The following is a 17288-nucleotide window of genomic DNA, read 5'->3' as shown; positions in this document are numbered from 1 at the left end:
CTCCTTTATTCAGAATTCATCGCTGTCAAATGACCTGGTTCCCAGTATAAGTGGATTAAAATTCGTCGACGGGGGCTTTCCCGAACAACCACGTGGTTGCGATTGCGCCCGGGTCCGGCACCTCCGCAGCAGACTCGCCGATGTAGGATGCGCGGCCTTTCTTCGCCTGCATCCCTCGAGTTGACTTCGCACCCGCGACCGCTGGTTCGAAAACGTGCTGCAAAACCTCGTCGATGGACGTAGCATCGTCGATCTCTTTAGCGGCCGCGGCGGCAGGGGCGAGAGCGTCGATCAGCGTGTTGTCGCCCTCCTTGGCTCCGCCGAGATCGGTAACCGCTTCTACGCCGCGGGACAGTCCGTCGGCAAGCGCCGTCGCGAACTCGCTCGCGTCGGCCTTTCGCGAATCCACGTCCGCGCCTTCGAAGGCCTCGGCCATTTCGCGGAAGAAGGTGCCGAATACCGCTCCCGAGGTGCCACCAGCGCGAACCAGCATGCGGTGGGCGAAGAACGCCAGCAGTGCGGTGTCGGAGCCCTTCAGCGGTGTCTGGAGATCGCCGAAGGCCGCCTCGAGGTTCTGCCCGAAGTCGCCGTCGCCGGCCACCCGATCCAGCTCGGTCAGGTCGTCGAAGCTTTCCTGCAGGCGCTCGACGAACGCCGTCAGCCACGGGTTCTCGTCGCCATCTTCCGGCTGCTCCTCGTCGTCGACCATGCGAGCGGGGGAGTACTGCGGTGAAACTGCGACGGCTGGCCAAGCGGGCGCGTCGGTTTCGGCGTCGAGAAGCTCGATGAGCTCCTCATCCAGCACCGTGAGCGTGAGCGAGACACCCGCCATGTTCAGCGAGGTGACCAGGGTGCCGCGGATCCCGCGGTGCACCGTGATTCCGCGGTCGGCCAGCTGCGCTACCGCTTCGCCAAAGACCAAGTCGAGCTCGAGTTCGCTCGTCCCGCCGAGGCCGTTGACAAAGAGCAAGACCTGCGCATCGGCGGTTTCCACGTCGGCGTCGTCAAGCGATTGGGTGATGCCCTCGAGCAACTCTTGAACCAGAGCCTTGGCCGAGGGCTCCTTATCGGACGTGCTGCGGCGCTCCACCCCCGGCTCACCGTGAATGCCGACGCCGACCTCGATCTCTCCCTCATCGAGGTCGAAAGTCTTGCGGCCGCTGGTGGGCAGGTGGCCGGCTTCGAGCGCGACCGCCATCGAGCGGGACTGGTCGGCGGCGCGCTGCGCGATGTTCGCCACTGCCTCGAAGTCGTTGCCGCGGGCTGCGGCAGCGCCGGCGATTTTCTCCACGATGATCGTCGCACCCGTGCCGCGGCGGCCCGGAGAATCGTCGTTGTCGATCTCGGTGGCCACGTCGTCGGCGACGATGACCTGCTTGACCTCGGTATTTGTGCTGTTCGCCGCGACGGTGAAATTCATAACGTCGCCGGTGTAGTTCTTCACCACCTGCACGACGCCACGGCCGCGGTCCGCCCACTCGGTGGCGGCAGTGATTTGCACCGCGTTCGGAGAGGTGAAGAGCAGTCCGGGACAGGCGGCATCGAGCATGCCCGGGCCGACAAACCCCGCGTGCATGGGTTCGTGGCCGGAGCCGCCGCCGGAGATCACGGCGACTCGCTCCTCCGAGTCGTCGGACTGGCCGTCGTTAGTGACAAGCCCGATAAACCCCTCCTCGTGCCATTCGGCGTAGGGATGGGCGGCGACGAGGCCGCCGAGTGCCTCATCCATGAAGTCGGAAGGGGAGTTGCGGAAGGACTTGAAAGCTGAGTTCTCTGCCATGCCCCCCAGTGTAAAGAGCAAAACCCGGCGCCGAGCTGAGTCGGCAACCGGGTAGTGCGGTCGCTGTAAGCGGTATCTAAAGGGGGCTGCAGGCCCTACAGGTCTTACAAGCCCTACAAGCTGAGGTCATCCTCGAAGTTGCCAGCCTCGATACGGTCCTTGATGGTGGTGACAAAGCGGCCCGCGTCTGCACCGTCAACCAGCTGGTGGTCGTAGGTGAACGGCAGGTAGCACATCTGGCGGATCGCGATGGAGTCGATGCCGTCCTCGGTCACGATGACCGGACGCTTCTCAATCGCGGCTGTGCCCAGGATGCCGGCCTGCGGCGGGGTGAGCACCGGGGTATCCAGCAATGCGCCCTCGGAGCCGATGTTGGTCACCGTGAAGGTGGCGCCGGAGAGGTCGTCCGGGCGCAGCTTCTTGTTGCGCGCACGGTCAGCCAGGTCCGCGATCGCTGCCGCGATCTCAGCGAGGTTCAGGTTCTGTGCCTGCTTGATCACCGGCACCAGCAGACCCTGCGGGGTGTCCACGGCGATACCAATGTTCACATCCTCGTGGTAGGTGATCGTCTTGTCATCGGCGTTGTAGGACGCGTTGACGTTCGGGTGCGACACCAGCGCCTCGGCCGTGGCCTTCACGAAGAAGGCCAGGTAGGTGATATTCACGCCATGCTTTTCGACGAACTGCGGCTTGACGTTCTTGCGCAGCTCCGCGACGCGGGTGACATCGACTTCTTGGACGTGGGTGAGCTGCGCAGAGGTCTGCAGCGACTCCACCATCTTGGAAGCGGTGATCTCGCGGATGCGGTTGACCTTCTGAGTGGTGCCGATGAGCTCCTGCTTCGCCGGATCCACGGACTTGGTGGACCAGTTCGCGCGCTCGCCCTTCGGTGCGGACTGCGTGTCGCCCTGTGCCGCAGCACCCTTCGCATCGCCGCCCTCTGCAGCTGCAAGCACGTCCTGCTTACGGATGCGGCCGCCGACACCGGTGCCCTCGATGGAGTTCAGATCAACGCCGTGCTTCTCGGCGAGCTTGCGCACCAGCGGGGTGACGTACGGAACCTTGTCGCCGCGGTCCTCGAGCTTCGCGGAAGCGTTGGAACCCTCATCCTTGGATTCCTTTGCATCCTGCTCGGAGCGCTCGTTGGCAGCGGAACCCTTCTTGGACTCCTTGTCAGCCTTTGCTGCGTCGTCCTCTTCGGTCTCCTCAGTGGAGTCCGGGTCCTTAGTTTCTTTCTCCTCTGCCGCGTCTTCAGCCTCGTCGGCTGCATCAGCTGCATCAGCGTCGTCGGAGTCATCGGAGTCGGTTGCGGCGTCGGCATCGCCGATTACCACGATGGCCTGGCCTACCTCAACGGTGTCGTCCTCTTCCGCGAGGATCTCCAGGATGGTGCCCTCAACCGGGGACGGGATCTCGGTGTCGACCTTGTCGGTGGAGACCTCGAGGAGCGGCTCGTCGACCTCAACCATGTCACCGACCGACTTCAGCCAGGTAGTGATGGTGCCCTCGGTGACACTCTCGCCCAGCTCCGGCATTTCAACGGTGGTGGACTCGCCGGAACCCTTCTTGTTCTTGGACGAGGACTTGGACTCGGACTTCTTCGGTGCGTCGGCCGGGTTGTCGCCCTCGCCGTCGGCGGAGTTCTCGTCCTTGACTTCTTCGTCTTCGTTCGCGACATCATCTTCGCCGCGGTCTTCCTTGGCCGGCTCGGCATCAGAGTCAGAGTCGTCGGAATCGTCAGCGTCGGAGGTGCCAGCGGCATCCGCGTCGCCGATGCGTGCGATCACGTCGCCAACCTCAACGGTGTCGTCTTCCTCAGCAAGGATCTCGATCAGGGTGCCCGCGACCGGGGAAGGGATTTCGGTGTCAACCTTGTCGGTGGAGACCTCGAGCAGCGGCTCATCGACCTCAACCTCGTCGCCGACGGACTTCAGCCAAGTGGTGATGGTGCCCTCGGTGACACTCTCACCCAGCTCCGGCATTTCAACATCAGTCGCGTCGCCGGAACCGGACCCCTTGGCGGACTTCTTCACGTCCTCCTTGGTGTCCTCGTCAGCGTCTTCGACCTTCGCCGTCTCCTTCTCGTCGGCGTCCTCAGCGCCTGCATCGTCCGCATCATCAGCGTCGTCATCGGAAGTGCTGGCTTCCTCACCTTCCTCACCGATGACGGCGATGACATCGCCGACCTCGACGGTGTCGTCTTCTTCGGCCTTGATCTCAATCAAGACGCCAGCAACCGGCGAGGGGATTTCGGTGTCGACCTTGTCGGTGGAGACCTCGAGCAGCGGCTCGTCGACCTCAACGGTATCGCCGACTTCCTTCAGCCACGTGGTAATCGTGCCTTCAGTTACCGACTCGCCCAACTCGGGCATCTCTACTGAGTGCGCCATTTCTCCAAAGTCTCCTCATAAAAATTGTGGAAGGTTATACGTTGTCAAAGCGTACCCGGATTCAGTTGCGTCCGCCGTCGCTTTTCGACCCTCCCGTAAGATGTCTGCCGTGTTCAATCTCTTCGGCAAAGGCAGAAAGAATTCACAATTCACGCCGCCTCGCGCACCGGGGGAAACGATCCGCCCAGACGATGCCGCTTACCTGCGTGAGTGGGTTCAGGGTCGTGCGTTTGTCGAGGGGTACGTCGAGCCCGAAACGATGGTCAACGAGATGAGCGTCGTGCTCGTCGATGAGCAAGGCAACTACACCCGGCGCCGCATCGGAGGCCCCAAAGGCATCGATGCCGTGGCGAAGTTGTTGAGCATTTCGCTTTACGACGTCGAGGAGACGGGATATCCGGACCGCATGCGCAAGAAAATCGAGCAGGAGCGCATTCTGCGCAAGCGGGCCGAGCAACGCGAACGCCGTGCGAAGTTCGAGCGCGGCGAGAACCCCTACAGCTAAGACCGCTCTGTCTCACTCTGTAAGACGTGGGCAATCTTTTACAAAGCGGGCCTAAACGGGACTGCGGCTTTCCTGTGAACCACTGTGGCTATTTAGTCGTGTTTGTTAGATAGCTGTAGCCAGAGCGCGTTGCTCGGCCAGGGTTGTGTAGCCCTTACCTGGATGTCTTGTGAGTCGTTGGTAGGCGAACCAGTCCAGGTGGGTTTCAAGATAGTTCATGAATTCCTCGGTGCCCATCTTTTGGGAGTTGATGCCGGCGGCGTAGAGCTCTCTTTTGAGCAGGCCGAAGAATCCTTCCACTCTGGCGTTATCGCCGCTTTTGCCGAGTCGCGACAGCGATGGGATCGCAACCCATGCGTTGTCGCAGGGTTTGCCCGGGTCACAGTTGCCGCATGCTGCCTGGTCGTGGGTGGGGTCGGTGAGCATACTTACCCATTCCGGATGTCGGTAGGCCCACCCACGATCAGAATGAATGATCGGTTTGGTCCCAGGCTTGATGGTTGTCAACGCGGCTTCCAGCATGGTGTTCGTCAGCGCGGCGGTCGGGCTGGTGCTCATGGTGTAGACGAGGGGCAGATTGTCATGGAAGTCGATCAACGGGCTGAAATAGACCTTGCCGTCTCGGCATGCGAACTCGGTGACGTCGGTACCGAATTTCTCGTTCGGCCTATCGGCGTAGAAGTCGTGAACCAAATCGGGCTCAAGTGCTTCGCGGCGTCTGCACGCTTCGCGCGAGTAGCCCTGTGAGACAACGACATCCGCGGCAGCTGCTTCTTCCAGGTCCCCGATGAGCAGCTTGTTCGCCGGCCGGTGGGCGTTTTCTCCTTTGTACGAGCGGTGCCTCATGGTCCGCTTGGACTTCGGGGTGAGGTTTTCTGCGTACATGATGGCGCGTACTGTTTTCTCACCTATCGTCCACCCGTTTTGCCTGCACACCGCCAAGATCCTGCGATAGCCGTAGATTCCGCTGTTTGCTTTCGACACCGCGATGATCGCCGATGTGGCAGTTGCCCGCTGCGACATCGGGTATTTCAGTCGTCGACACGCATGCTTGTAGGTGCTCAGGTTCAACCCGAAGTGCTCGCAGCTGGCTTTTACTTGGTATCCGTGCGCCCGGAGTCGCTGGACAGCTTGAGCGACGACCATGCTGTCGAGCGTCTCCGGGCTGGGGCTTTTCCCTCGGACTCCATCACAGCCTCGAACAAGGCCTTGTCCGCAAGCCGTAGAAACCGCTCGTGGCGCAACATCGCCTTAAGCTCTTCAGGATCATCCGGCAACGCAGCATCATCGAGCTGAGTCACATGCTGCTCACTCGCAATTTTGGCAGCCCTAGCAGAAGTCGGCTTGGGGGTTTGTGGCGATGCGCTCTTGCGCGGGCGGCGTCTATGTTGCTCCACACGCCACAGTGTCGCCTGCTCCAGCTGCTCAGGGTTCATCCCACGCCGCGTCTCTTCGTCGGGAGCGAAATTTCGAACCCAGATCGACAACGCGGTCGAAGATACCCCACACTGCCGACTTATCTCCCGCAGCGACCCCGGCGAAGTCAGTGCCGCCCGCACCGCTGCGGCAACCTCGCTCGGACTGCGCCAATGATGATCCACCTCAACACCGTGCTCAGCATTAACTGCCCACCGCCAAATCGACGCCGCCGAAGGCGCAGGATCGATGCCTTCATCACTCAAACGGGTGCGTACCTGCCGAGGTTCTAACCCCTTGCGATAAAGCTCGACGGCACGCTCGCGAACCGCCAACGGGTAATTCATCTGGAACTCCTCACCGATAACCGGGGGTTCACAGGAAAGCTTCACTCCCAACCCCAGGACCCTGAAAAAGATTGCAAAGTTTTTCAGAAGCGGGTGGGGTTGTGCGGTGCGGGGGCCGGACTCCCAGGGGTCTAGAGCTGGCCGTCTGCGATGCGGGTCAGCGTCTCGATGATTGTGCGCGCCGGCGCACCGGTTGCGCGCTTGGGTGTGTAGCCGTAGGCGGAGCCGCCGTTCCAGGCCGGGCCCGCCACGTCCAAGTGCACCCATTCGACGTCCTCCGGCACGAAACGGGAGAGGTAGAGCCCGGCGAAGCTCATGCCACCGGTGCGGGCGTTGTGCACGTTGCGGATGTCGGCGACGGGGGACTTGATCTCCTCCTCGTGCTCCTCCAGCAAGGGCATGGCCCACGCAGGTTCGCCGACCTCGCGGCCAATCTCGGCGACCGTGTCGCGGAACTCGTCGGAGCCCATCACGCCGGCGGTGCGGTTACCCAGCGCTACCAACTGTGCGCCGGTCAGCGTCGCCGCCTCAATGAGGTAGTCGGGGGTTCCGTCGCCGGTGTCCTCGCAGGCGCGGGCGATGGCGTCGGCAAGCACGAGACGCCCTTCGGCGTCGGTGTTCAAGATTTCGCTGGTGGTGCCGTCGTAGTGCGTGATTACGTCGCCGGGGCGGGTCGCGGAGCCGGAGGGCATGTTCTCCGCAAGTGGCAGCCAGGCGTCGATGCGCACCGGAAGCTTCAGCTTCGCTGCGGCAACCACGGCAGCCAGTTGCGCTGCGGAGCCGGCCATGTCGGAGATCATGTCCTCCATCTTCGCGCCGGGTTTTAGCGAAATGCCGCCGGTATCGAAGGTGATGCCCTTGCCCACCAACGCGACGCGCTTGTTACCGCCGCCGTCGTAAGACACGTGGACGAGCTGCGGGGCGTGTTCGGAACCTCCGCCGACGGCAACGATGCCCCCGAAGCCCTGCTTCCACAGGTCATCGCCCTCAATCACCTTGACGTTCAGGCTGATGTCGTTTTTCCACTCCTGCGCCAAATCCTCGATAATGCCGGCGTAGGCGACGGGGTAGAGGAAGTCCGCCGGGGTGTTGACCAGATCGCGGGCGAAGTTCACCGACTCGGCGACAGCGACCGCGTGCTCGAACTCCTCGGGATCTGCGCCGACAACGGTCACAGCCGCAGGGGTGGAAGGCGAGTCGGAAGACTTCAGGCCCTGGTAGGAATACCCTCCAAGCAGGAGACCTTCGACAACGGGCCTGGTGCCGAACTCGCAGGACACCGCGGCTTCCTCCACGCCGGAAAGGGAACGCGCGGCTGCGCCGAAGGCGCGGCGGACCGCTTCGTCATCAATTTCATCGGCGCTGCCGAGTCCGACTGAGACGTACAACTGGCCGTCGATAAGCACACGCGCCGTCTCGCCCGAGACTCCCTTGGCTCCGACCGCCACGAGCGAGTCGAGCAAACCCCCAACTGCAAAGCTGGTGACGGGGAGCTCCAGGCCATCTTCCCCCTTAGCAACCGGCACGATGCGTGCGGCGTCCTCCGGGGCGGATTCGGCTTGGTTGAGCGACACCGTGGTGCCGCGGACACGGAAGCTATTCAACTGCTGCATGGATAAAAGGCTACCTGGCACGAAGAGTAGGGTGATGATCATGACATCCGCAGACTTCACCGTTACTGAGAACCCCAACCGCGCGAGCGACTCGCAGCGCGGTGCCATCTTGGAGAACCCGGCGTTTGGTCAGAAGTTCACTGACCACATGGTCTCCATCGAGTGGACTAAGGATGAGGGCTGGCACAACAAGCAGGTGCGGCCGTTCGGCCCGATCGAGCTCAGCCCAGCCACGAACGTGCTGCACTATGGGCAAGCGATCTTCGAGGGCCTGAAAGCCTACCGCCACGAGGACGGGACGATCACTACGTTCCGCCCGCAGCAGAACGCCGAGCGCATGCAGCACTCCGCGCACCGCCTGGCTATGCCGGAGTTGCCGGAGGAGCTGTTCATCGAGTCGCTGCGCCAACTGGTGGAGATTGACCAGGACTGGGTGCCGGAAGCCGGTGGTGAGGCGGCGCTGTACCTGCGTCCGTTCATGATTGGTACGGAGGAGACGCTCGGGGTGAAGCCTGCGTCGAGCTACACCTACTACGTCATCGCGTCGCCTGCGGGCGCATACTTTAAGGGTGGCATCAAGCCGGTGAGCGTGTGGGTCTCCGAGGAGTATGTGCGTGCGGCACCGGGCGGCACCGGCGACGCGAAGTTTGCGGGCAACTACGCTGCATCCCTGCTCGCCCAGGCCGAGGCCGAGGAGAAGGGCTGCGACCAGGTCGTGTGGCTCGACGCGATTGAGCGCAAGTACATCGAGGAGATGGGTGGCATGAACCTCATGTTCGTTGAGGGCTCCGGCGCCGATGCCACGCTGGTCACCCCGGCGCTGAGCGGGTCGCTCCTCGCAGGCATCACGCGCAAGTCTCTGCTGCAGGTTGCCGAAGACTTGGGGTACAAGACGGAGGAGCGTCGCATTACTGTCGACGAATGGCGCGAGGGCGTCGAGGCCGGATCGATCACCGAGACGCTCGCCTGCGGCACCGCCGCAGTGCTCACCCCAGTCGGTCGCGTCCTGAGTGCCCACGGCGAATTCGTGGTGAACAACAACGAAGCTGGCCCGATCACCATGCAGCTGCGTGAGCGCCTGCGCGGGGTCCAGAACGGCACCGTGGAAGATGTCCACGGCTGGAATTACCGCCTGGTTTAGCTCGGGTCAGGCGCAGGCTGCGGATCTGGCTCGGGCTCAGGCGCGAGCTGATCCGCCACGAGCTCCGCTGCCAGGTTGATGGTGGGCAGGGCCGCGAGCGCGCCGACACCTTGCCCCGTCGTCATGTCGAGCGCAAGTACTGGGGTCAGTTCGAGCGCTTGCACCAATGCGAGGTGGCAGGGTTCGGGCGAGAGCTGGCCAGCAATGAGCCAGCGCTTTGTACCGGGCGCGAGCCGCTCGGCGACGTAAGCGGCGACGGTGACGTACGCGCCGTCGATAAGTACTGGCGTGCGCCGCGCTGCGGATTGGGCGATGAGCCCGATCAGGCACGCGAAATCCGGGCCGCTGATTTCTGCCAGCACGCGCTCAATGTCGTCTCGGTAACCGCGCACGCGGAACATAGCGTCGCGCACGGCGGCGGTCTTGACCTTCCACACGTGGTCGTTGACACCGGAACCGCGGCCTACGGCGAGCACGGGCTCTGTGCGGGTGAAGGTGCCGTAGAGTGCCGCGGCAACAGTGGTATTTCCCACCCCAAGGTCCCCAGGCACGATCAGGTCAGTGCCGGCGTCGATCTCTTGGTCTGCGATCTGGGCGCCTAGCCGGAGCGCTGCGGCGCAGGCTTCGGGCGTCATCGCGGGTTCGACATCGATGGAACCGGTGGGCGTGGCCAAGAAGTCGTCGATAAGCCTGATGCTTGCTCCAGACAGCCGGGCGGCTGCGTGCACTGGGCCTCCACCCGCGGCGATTTCCTTAGCTTGGCGATGCGTTGCGTCTGCGGTCCAGGCGGAGATCCCGCGCGCGGCGACACCGTGCGAACCGGCGACCACGACTGCCCGAGCGCGGGTGAATGGTTGGGGCAGCGCCTCGCCTTGGACACCTGCCACCCACGCGCCAATCGCACCCATTCGGCCGAGCGTGCGCCCCGCGACCTCGGAGTCGAGCGCCTGGATCACCGCAAGACGGCGCGACTCTTCAGGCGAATCAACAGGCGGGAACTGGATGGCCACGGTGCCTACACCTCAGCGCCAATGGCAACGCGCGGTTTCGGGGAGCGCCAATTGCGCGGCTGGGTGGCGCGCGAGAACGCGTACATGCCCAGCCCGAAGCCAGTATCCGTGGTGTCCGGGAATTTCGCCTTCACGGCGCGGTTCACGCGTTTGCCGATGATGAAGCCCTCGATGAAGATCGTGAGCATGAACGCCATGGTGACCAGCGAGAGAATCTGGGACAGGCGCGGCAGCCACGTTCCCAGAAGCAGGATGACCAGCAGCACGAGCGCCATCGGCATCACGTAGTTGTTAAAGAATCGCTGCGAGTCCACCCAGTCGCGCACGTAGCGGCGCACCTCGCCCTTGTCGCGGTCCATGAGGTAGCGCTCGTCGCCGGCGTCCATTTTGGCTTGGATCTCGCGGGTCTGGGCGCGGTTGGCCTCGCGCTGCTCCTTCTTATACGCCTTCCATTCCTCCTTGGACATGGACTTCTTCAGCTCTTTGTTGTGCTGGTCGCGCTGCGCCGGAGTCATGGCGTTGGGGTCGCGCACCACACCGCGCTTGATTTCCTGGTCGACGCGCTTCGGCGTGGGCTTGCCCTTTGGAGGGGTGTAGCCCTTCGGGAGCTTCTTCGGCTCCTCGGCAGGGGGTTCGGGCAGCTCGACCTTGGTCGAACCACCGGTGTTCTGCTCGGATTTCTGCCAGGGAAGTTTCACGTCCTCTAGGCTACAAGGCCCATTAGCGCAGTCAGCATGTGGTTGGGATACAGGCTTGGAATATGGGTGGGGCGGGGCTTGTTGTATCGCGTAGTTCAAGTACGCTGGGGCCTGACTCCAGGACGTAAGTAAGGAGAACCTAATGACTGCACCTACCTCCACCACCGGTGTGAACCTGACCGACGCCGCGGCTGCGAAGGCGAAGGCTCTGCTCGACCAGGAGGGTCGTAACGATCTTTCGCTGCGCATCGCTGTCCAGCCGGGCGGCTGCGCTGGTCTTCGCTACCAGCTGTACTTCGATGACCGCGATCTGGACGGCGACAAGGCCGATGAGGTCGGCGGCGTGCGCCTCGTGGTGGACAAGATGAGCGTGCCGTACCTCACTGGTGCCACGATCGATTTCGCTGACACCATTGAGCAGCAGGGTTTCACCATCGACAACCCGAATGCCGGCAGCGCTTGCGCCTGCGGCGACTCGTTCAACTAATCTGGATCAGTCCTCGATCCAGCCACAGCCGGTCGTTTCGTAAATCCACGCCTTCGCGGCCTTCATCGGGTCGTCTGCGTGGATTTCATCCGGCTTGATCGGCTTATCGCCGTACTCGTTTTCCTCGGCGTCAACGGCGTTGCTCATGGCTATCACCATCTGAGAACCATCCGGGAAATTGAACACCCGGTTGGTCGAGGTGTACCCAGCGGTGGGCTCGCCAAAGCTCTTTGAGTTATCTGCGCTGTTCAGCGCTAACAGTGCGACTTCACCTGCAAACGTGGTGGTGTCATCCACCAACACCGCAAGCGTGGGATCCCATTTACCCACGTCCTCTTTGACCAGGTCCTCGCCCTTCACGGAAGTCCCGTTCACCATCACGGATGCTTCCCTGTCGCGGGTGACGGTGTAATACGCCGGCCCGTTCGGCACAAACATTGAGAGCCCGCCAAGGATAGGGACAATGTCGCTGCCTGTGGTGCCGCGCAGGTCCACGATGGCGGAACACACGCCCGTGCCGCGGGCTTTCACCAGCTCGGTCGCCAGGGTATGCGCATATTCCTCGCGATCCGTGTCTTCGGCTAAGGGCGGGACGTTCACAAACGCCCAGCCGCCCTCGATCTCCACCTCCAAATCATCCGGCAGTGTCAGCTCTTCGGGCTGCGAGTTCTGTTCCGGCAGGTCGGGGTCTTCAGGCTTGTCTTCTTCTGGCTTGAGCAGTCCGGAGTGTTTGCCACCCGCGGCCTTGACAGCCTTATCCAGCACGTCGTACAGCTCCTCGCGCGTCTCCGCGTCCTCAGCTGCTTCGAGCGCCTCTTCTTTCGCCTTCTCGTAGTTCTTGGAGTTGCCGTTCACCCCGTGATCGGCAAGCGACAGCACCGTTTTTGCGTACCGCTTCGGAGTATCGGTTCCCCCGAACCTTGCCGTGCCCGTCATCTGCGCTGAGTGCACGGGTGCTAGCAGGTAGAGCACCAGGAGGGCGAGCAGCACCACCACCGCGACGGCGGAGGTCGCGATGATCATTCTGGTGCGGGAGATTTTTCCGGTTCGTGGCATGGTTGATATTCCACCCATCTCTTCTCCAGATCGCAACTATCGCACCCAGGGACTTGAGGTTTTTAGCTTTACGACGCCACGCCGCACCGCTCAGCCAGCCACCCACGGGCATCTTGCTCGGGTTGATCGGTGACAACGTCCGGCTGAATCGGGTCTTCCGAGAACTCCTCGCCCGTTCGCGCCTTATCTTTCGCGACGGTGAGCATCAACGCGGATCCATCGGGGAAGTCGTAAATCATATTCGCTGACGCGTAGCCCGCGGTTGGGGAGCCGAAACTCGACGAGTAGTCGAGACCGCGGAAGGCCAGCATCGTGGCTTCGCCTGAGGATGCCGTGTCGCCGTCGACAAGCACTGCTACCGGTGTCTCCCACTTACCGCCTTCGGTTGAGGTTGCGGTCCCGCCGCCGGTCGCACTGTTTCCGTCGATGTTGACGGGGTTCTCGCTGTTCTTGAAGATGAAGTGCACCGCAGGGCCGTCGGGCAAAAGCGGGCTGAGCCCTGCCACCATCGGGCCCATGTCGCCACCGCCGTTGCCTCGCAGGTCTACCAAGACTCCGCATGAGCCACTGTCGCGCGCCTCAACTAGGCCGCGAGTCAAGATGTCGGCGTAAGCTTGACCGTCCGCCAGGCGCGAGACTGATGGGACAGATGCCGCGGTCACGCCCTCTTCGTCGCGGACGCTCGGTAGCTCATCTTCGCCGCCGTCGTCTCCTCCACCCTCCACGCCAGGCGGAAGGAGGCGGGAGTGTTTTCCGCCAGCTGCCTTCACGGAGCTGTCTAGTACGTCGTAAAGCTCTTCGCGGGTGGCTGCATCCCCCATCGCCGCTTCGACTTCGGCGCGCGCTGCGGCGAACTCCTCAGAGTCGCCGTACAGCCCCATGCTTTCCGAAAGGTCGAGCACTGTCCGGGCGTAGCGCTTCGGGGTATCCGTACCGAAGAATCGCGCGGTGCCCGTAGTCTGCGCCGTCAGTGCTGGCCCCAAAAAGTACGCGGCGGCAGCGAAGAGAAGAGCCAGCACCAAAAGCACCGCTCCAACAACGGCGCCGACTTTCCGGGTACGGGTTGTACGGGACATATGCGTGCTCCTGTCTGGTTGAGCTCCGATGTTCTGCCTCATCCTCCCAACTAGAAGCACTGGTAGCCATCCCTTTCGCGCTACAACGCGAGTAGTGCCAGCACTACCCCCACAGTCCAAAGCAGTCCGGAGCCGCACCGCACCGTTAGCTACCCAGCGACATGACCGCCGTCCCCCAAGCTTCAAGGCCTTTCGCACTCGCGGTGTCTACCATGAGGAGTCCTACCGAAGCGAACGCCGTCAGGGTTGCCAGGTTCACCAGCACCACACGTGATATGTGCGACGGTTCCTCTGAGCTGGCGTACTCGGCAGCGTCTTCCGGCTGCCCTTGCTCATGGCCCTCCCCGTTACAGTTTGACCGGGTAATCCTTGTGCTCAATCTGAGGGTCAATTCGCTTTTCGACGAAAATCCCGTGCCAGATCATGAACGCCAGCACCGTCCAAAGTCGCCGCGAGTGATCGGAAACGCCATCGCGGTGTTCTTTGAGCATCTCCAAGACTTCGCGTTTGTTGAAGATGTCGTCGGTAAGCGATTGCTCAATGGTGTCCTGAGCCCAACCGTAAAGCTCTTCCCCTGCGAGCCAGTGGCGCATCGGCACTGGGAAACCGAGCTTCTTTCGGTTCAGCACATGCGCGGGGACGATCTGCTCCATCGCGCGGCGCAATGCGTACTTGGTGGTGCCGTGCGCGATCTTGTACTCATGCGGGATGGTCTCTGCGACCGCGAACACTTCCTTATCCAGGAAGGGCACGCGTAGCTCGAGGGAGTTGGCCATGTTCATCTTGTCGGCCTTGACCAAGATGTCTCCGCGCATCCACGTGAACAGGTCGAGGTTCTGCATGCGTGCCACCGGATCCATCTCAGTCGAGCCAGCATAGATGGGGGCGGTGACTTCGCGGTGGTCCCACTCTTCCTTCGCCCACGGCAGCACCCGCTGCAACTGCGCGAAGTTAAAGGAGCGGGCGTTGCCGTAGTAGCGGTCCTCGATCGGCGTGGTGCCGCGCTCGAGCAGACTCTTGCCTTTCACTCCATCCGGCAGCACGCGGCTGAGGCGGTTCAGGCCGCGAGTCAGGGGAGTGGGCAGCACCTCAAACGGCCGCAACGACAGCGGCTCCTTGTAGATAGTGTAACCGCCGAAGAGCTCGTCTGCGCCCTCGCCGGAGAGCACCACCTTGACGTGCTTGCGGGCCTCCTGTGCCACAAAGTAGAGCGGCACAAGCGACGGGTCCGCCACCGGGTCGTCGAGGTACCACATGATCTTCGGAATTGCGTCGGCGTATTCCTCTGGGCTGACAATCTTGACGATGTGCTCGACGCCGATCGCGGCGGCCGACTCTGCGGCCACGTCGACCTCGGAGTATCCCGCATGCTCAAAGCCGGTGGTGAAGGTCAGCAGGTCGGGGTTGTGTCGCTTAGCCAGCGCCGCGACAGCAGTGGAGTCAATGCCACCAGAAAGGAAAGAGCCCACCGTCACGTCAGCGCGCATGTGCTTTTCGACGGAATCCTCTAACGCTTTAGCAATCCGGTCGTAGAGATCCTGCTCAGCGTCTTTCGTCACCGCGGTCGGTTGGAATGTCGGCTTTAAGTAACGCTCGGCGTTGACGTTTGAACCGGGCTCTAAGGTTGCCGTACAGCCGGACTCAAGACGGCGAATGTGGGCGTGGAGACTTTCAGGTTCTGGAACGTACTGCAAATCGACGTAGTGCTCGATGGCACGTTGGTCGAGGTCGAGGTTCAGTCCGAGCTGCTCTGCCATCTCCAGGATGGACTTCTTCTCGGACGCGAAGACGGTGCCGGCCTCGGTCGTGGCGTAGTACAGCGGCTTGATGCCGAACGGGTCGCGGGCGGCGAACATCGTCTTCTTCTCGGTGTCCCAGATGACGAATGCGAACATGCCGCGCAGGTGCTCAACTACCTTCTCGCCGAAATGGTGGTAGCCCACAATGATCGGCTCGCCGTCGCCTTCGGTGTTGAACTCGTAGCCGGCTTCGATGAGCTTCTCGCGCAGCTCAATGTAGTTGTAGATCTCCCCGTTGAACGTCATGGCGTAACGCTCCGGGTTGTCCTGCGGTCCCCACCGCAGCGGCTGATGCGAATGTTCGATATCGATAATGGCCAGGCGGTTGAAACCAAAGACGGCACTGGAATCGTGCCAAGTTCCAGCTGCGTCCGGACCACGGTGATACATGCAGGTCATCGCCCGATCGACAGCATCAACGTACTTCTCGGCAGTGCCATCGGCGGACAAGAACGCGATAAGGCCACACATCGTTGCTTCACTCCCTATTAATTAAGGTGCGCCGGGGCGTGCAGGCCGGCGCGGTACTCACCTAAAGAATAGAGATGCGCCGCGTCAGTTGGGAGCGCGGGTCCGCTGCGTTCGCTCCACCTTTTGCCGTGCCCCGAAAGGGGGCCAACTTTCGGTGGAAGTTTTTGGAGCACCGAAGGTGGGTGGAGCGTCAGTCGCCTCGTGGGTTGGGTTTTGTGCAGCGTTTGGGCGTTAAACTCGACTGCAACGGCAAGGCGCACCCGTCGATAGTGAAGCGATGGGCGTCACCCTTAGAGAATTCCAGCGGCGTAGTCCCGATGAACTATTCTGTCTGGGTAGGAATGTTCTGGCATTTCCATGAACGTTCGTGGTTGAAGTGTGGACAGGAAGGCAAACACACGTGGAAAAGCAAAAGAACCGCAGCTTTGCCAAGAAGGCTGGTGCCGCGGGCTCGTTGCTCTTTGGGGGCTTGTTCCTCGCGGGCTGTGAGGTTGCCCCTCCGGCAGGCATTGCGCGCGTCCTGGACATGGGGTGGCCGAGCGGCGTCACCCCAGAGGCGACCCAGATGTACAACTTCTGGGTGTGGGTCTGGGTGGCTGCCTGGATCATCGGCATCATTATGTGGGGCCTGTTCTTGGTCGCCATCTTCGCCTGGGGCAACAAGCGTCGCGAGAAGCAGGGTGCACCAGAGTTTCCGAAGCAGCTCCAGTACAACGTCCCGTTGGAGCTTGGGCTCACCATCGTGCCGATCATCATCGTGATGGTGCTGTTCTTCTTCACTGTGCAGGCGCAGACCCGAACCACCGCGTTGAACAAGGGTCCGGAGGTCGTGGTCGACGTGACCGCGTTCCAGTGGAACTGGAAGTTCGGCTACGCCAACGTTTCGGGCAACCTCTCCGCGGACGGTCAGGACTACGACGGGCGCGATAAGGAACGTCAGGATCTCGCGGAGATGACCAAGCACGATCCAGAGGAGATGCACAACGCGAACCCGATTCACGGCACCTCCATGGGTGACCTGTCGTACCTGAACTACAACCAGATCGAGACCGTCGGTAGCACCGAAGAGGTTCCGGTCCTGGTACTGCCGACCGATACGGCGATTGAATTCCGCCTCGCGTCCGCTGACGTGAACCACGCGTTCTGGGTTCCGGAGTTCCTGTTCAAGCGCGATGCGTACGCTCACCCGGAGTCGAACCAGCAGGAACGTCGCTTCCAGATCGAAAAGATCGAGGAAGAAGGTGCCTTCGTTGGCCGCTGTGCCGAGATGTGCGGTACGTACCACGCGATGATGAACTTCGAGGTTCGCGCTGTGACCCCGGAAAAGTTCAAGCAGTACATGGACTTCCGTCTCGATAACCCGCAGGCTCCGAACTCGGCGGCACTGCAGGAAATTGGGGAAGCGCCGTACGCAACCTCCACCAAGCCGTTCGTTTCTAACCGCGTGGGTACCCGCGACGGCCAGAACACCGTTGACCCGAACGCGACTGTTTAGAAAG

General features: G+C 62.1%; 14 protein-coding genes. 4 read left to right on the top strand and 10 right to left on the bottom strand.

The window, feature by feature from the left end:
* Positions 1-55 precede the first annotated feature (55 nt).
* A complete protein-coding gene (locus tag CGLAUT_RS08440; RefSeq protein ID WP_290184593.1) occupies positions 56-1780 on the bottom strand; it encodes a dihydroxyacetone kinase family protein in 1725 nt (574 codons plus the stop codon).
* A gap of 113 nt (positions 1781-1893) precedes the next feature.
* Positions 1894-4170, bottom strand: coding sequence for a 2-oxoglutarate dehydrogenase, E2 component, dihydrolipoamide succinyltransferase (sucB, locus tag CGLAUT_RS08435; protein ID WP_290184591.1), 2277 nt, complete (start codon positions 4168-4170; stop codon positions 1894-1896).
* 109 nt (positions 4171-4279) lie between these two features.
* Here sucB and CGLAUT_RS08430 point away from each other — a divergent pair, with 109 nt between their 5' ends.
* Positions 4280-4675: an oxidoreductase gene (locus tag CGLAUT_RS08430; RefSeq protein WP_198305102.1), complete on the top strand. Its 396-nt coding sequence runs from the start codon at positions 4280-4282 to the stop codon at positions 4673-4675.
* A gap of 105 nt (positions 4676-4780) precedes the next feature.
* Here CGLAUT_RS08430 and CGLAUT_RS08425 read toward each other — a convergent pair whose 3' ends face one another.
* The 3 genes from CGLAUT_RS08425 to CGLAUT_RS08415 form a co-directional block, all read right to left on the bottom strand.
* Entirely contained in the window at positions 4781-5746 is a 966-nt protein-coding gene (locus CGLAUT_RS08425) for a DDE-type integrase/transposase/recombinase (RefSeq protein ID WP_290184589.1), read from the bottom strand.
* Between the two features lie 23 nt (positions 5747-5769).
* Positions 5770-6438: a hypothetical protein gene (locus tag CGLAUT_RS08420; protein WP_290184587.1), complete on the bottom strand. Its 669-nt coding sequence runs from the start codon at positions 6436-6438 to the stop codon at positions 5770-5772.
* A 131-nt stretch (positions 6439-6569) separates the two neighbouring features.
* Positions 6570-8051 (bottom strand): leucyl aminopeptidase, encoded by a 1482-nt coding sequence (locus CGLAUT_RS08415; protein ID WP_290184585.1) that lies wholly within the window; start codon positions 8049-8051, stop codon positions 6570-6572.
* A 40-nt stretch (positions 8052-8091) separates the two neighbouring features.
* On the opposite strand from CGLAUT_RS08415, the gene CGLAUT_RS08410 reads away from it, so the two are divergent.
* Complete coding sequence (locus CGLAUT_RS08410) at positions 8092-9192, top strand: branched-chain amino acid aminotransferase (RefSeq protein WP_290184583.1); 1101 nt, start codon at positions 8092-8094, stop codon at positions 9190-9192.
* Here CGLAUT_RS08410 and CGLAUT_RS08405 read toward each other — a convergent pair.
* Both CGLAUT_RS08405 and CGLAUT_RS08400 read right to left on the bottom strand, forming a co-directional pair.
* On the bottom strand, positions 9189-10202 hold the full coding sequence (locus CGLAUT_RS08405; protein WP_290184581.1) for a nicotinate-nucleotide--dimethylbenzimidazole phosphoribosyltransferase: 1014 nt from the start codon (positions 10200-10202) through the stop codon (positions 9189-9191). The two genes, CGLAUT_RS08410 and CGLAUT_RS08405, sit on opposite strands and share 4 nt — an antisense overlap.
* Before the next feature lie 5 nt (positions 10203-10207).
* Positions 10208-10900, bottom strand: a complete 693-nt coding sequence (locus CGLAUT_RS08400) for a DUF3043 domain-containing protein (protein WP_290184579.1) — start codon at positions 10898-10900, stop codon at positions 10208-10210.
* Between the two features lie 142 nt (positions 10901-11042).
* On the opposite strand from CGLAUT_RS08400, the gene CGLAUT_RS08395 reads away from it, so the two are divergent.
* A complete protein-coding gene (locus tag CGLAUT_RS08395; RefSeq protein WP_095660327.1) occupies positions 11043-11387 on the top strand; it encodes a HesB/IscA family protein in 345 nt (114 codons plus the stop codon).
* Positions 11388-11393: 6 nt separating this feature from the next.
* Here the strand turns inward: CGLAUT_RS08395 and CGLAUT_RS08390 are convergent, their stop codons facing one another.
* The 3 genes from CGLAUT_RS08390 to asnB all read right to left on the bottom strand — a co-directional run bounded on the left by CGLAUT_RS08390 (position 11394) and on the right by asnB (position 15789).
* A complete protein-coding gene (locus CGLAUT_RS08390) occupies positions 11394-12443 on the bottom strand; it encodes a S41 family peptidase (RefSeq protein ID WP_290184576.1) in 1050 nt (349 codons plus the stop codon).
* 68 nt (positions 12444-12511) lie between these two features.
* On the bottom strand, positions 12512-13519 hold the full coding sequence (locus CGLAUT_RS08385) for a S41 family peptidase (protein WP_290184575.1): 1008 nt from the start codon (positions 13517-13519) through the stop codon (positions 12512-12514).
* Between the two features lie 347 nt (positions 13520-13866).
* Positions 13867-15789, bottom strand: coding sequence for an asparagine synthase (glutamine-hydrolyzing) (gene asnB / locus CGLAUT_RS08380; protein WP_290184573.1), 1923 nt, complete (start codon positions 15787-15789; stop codon positions 13867-13869).
* Positions 15790-16189: 400 nt separating this feature from the next.
* Here asnB and ctaC point away from each other — a divergent pair, with 400 nt between their 5' ends.
* Positions 16190-17284 (top strand): aa3-type cytochrome oxidase subunit II, encoded by a 1095-nt coding sequence (ctaC, locus tag CGLAUT_RS08375; protein ID WP_290184572.1) that lies wholly within the window; start codon positions 16190-16192, stop codon positions 17282-17284.
* Positions 17285-17288 lie beyond the last annotated feature (4 nt).

The organism is Corynebacterium glaucum (assembly GCF_030408855.1).
Classification (GTDB): Bacteria; Actinomycetota; Actinomycetes; order Mycobacteriales; family Mycobacteriaceae; genus Corynebacterium; species Corynebacterium glaucum.
The sequence above is the reverse complement of the archived record's forward strand: the minus strand, read 5'-3'. Positions and strand labels throughout refer to the sequence as shown.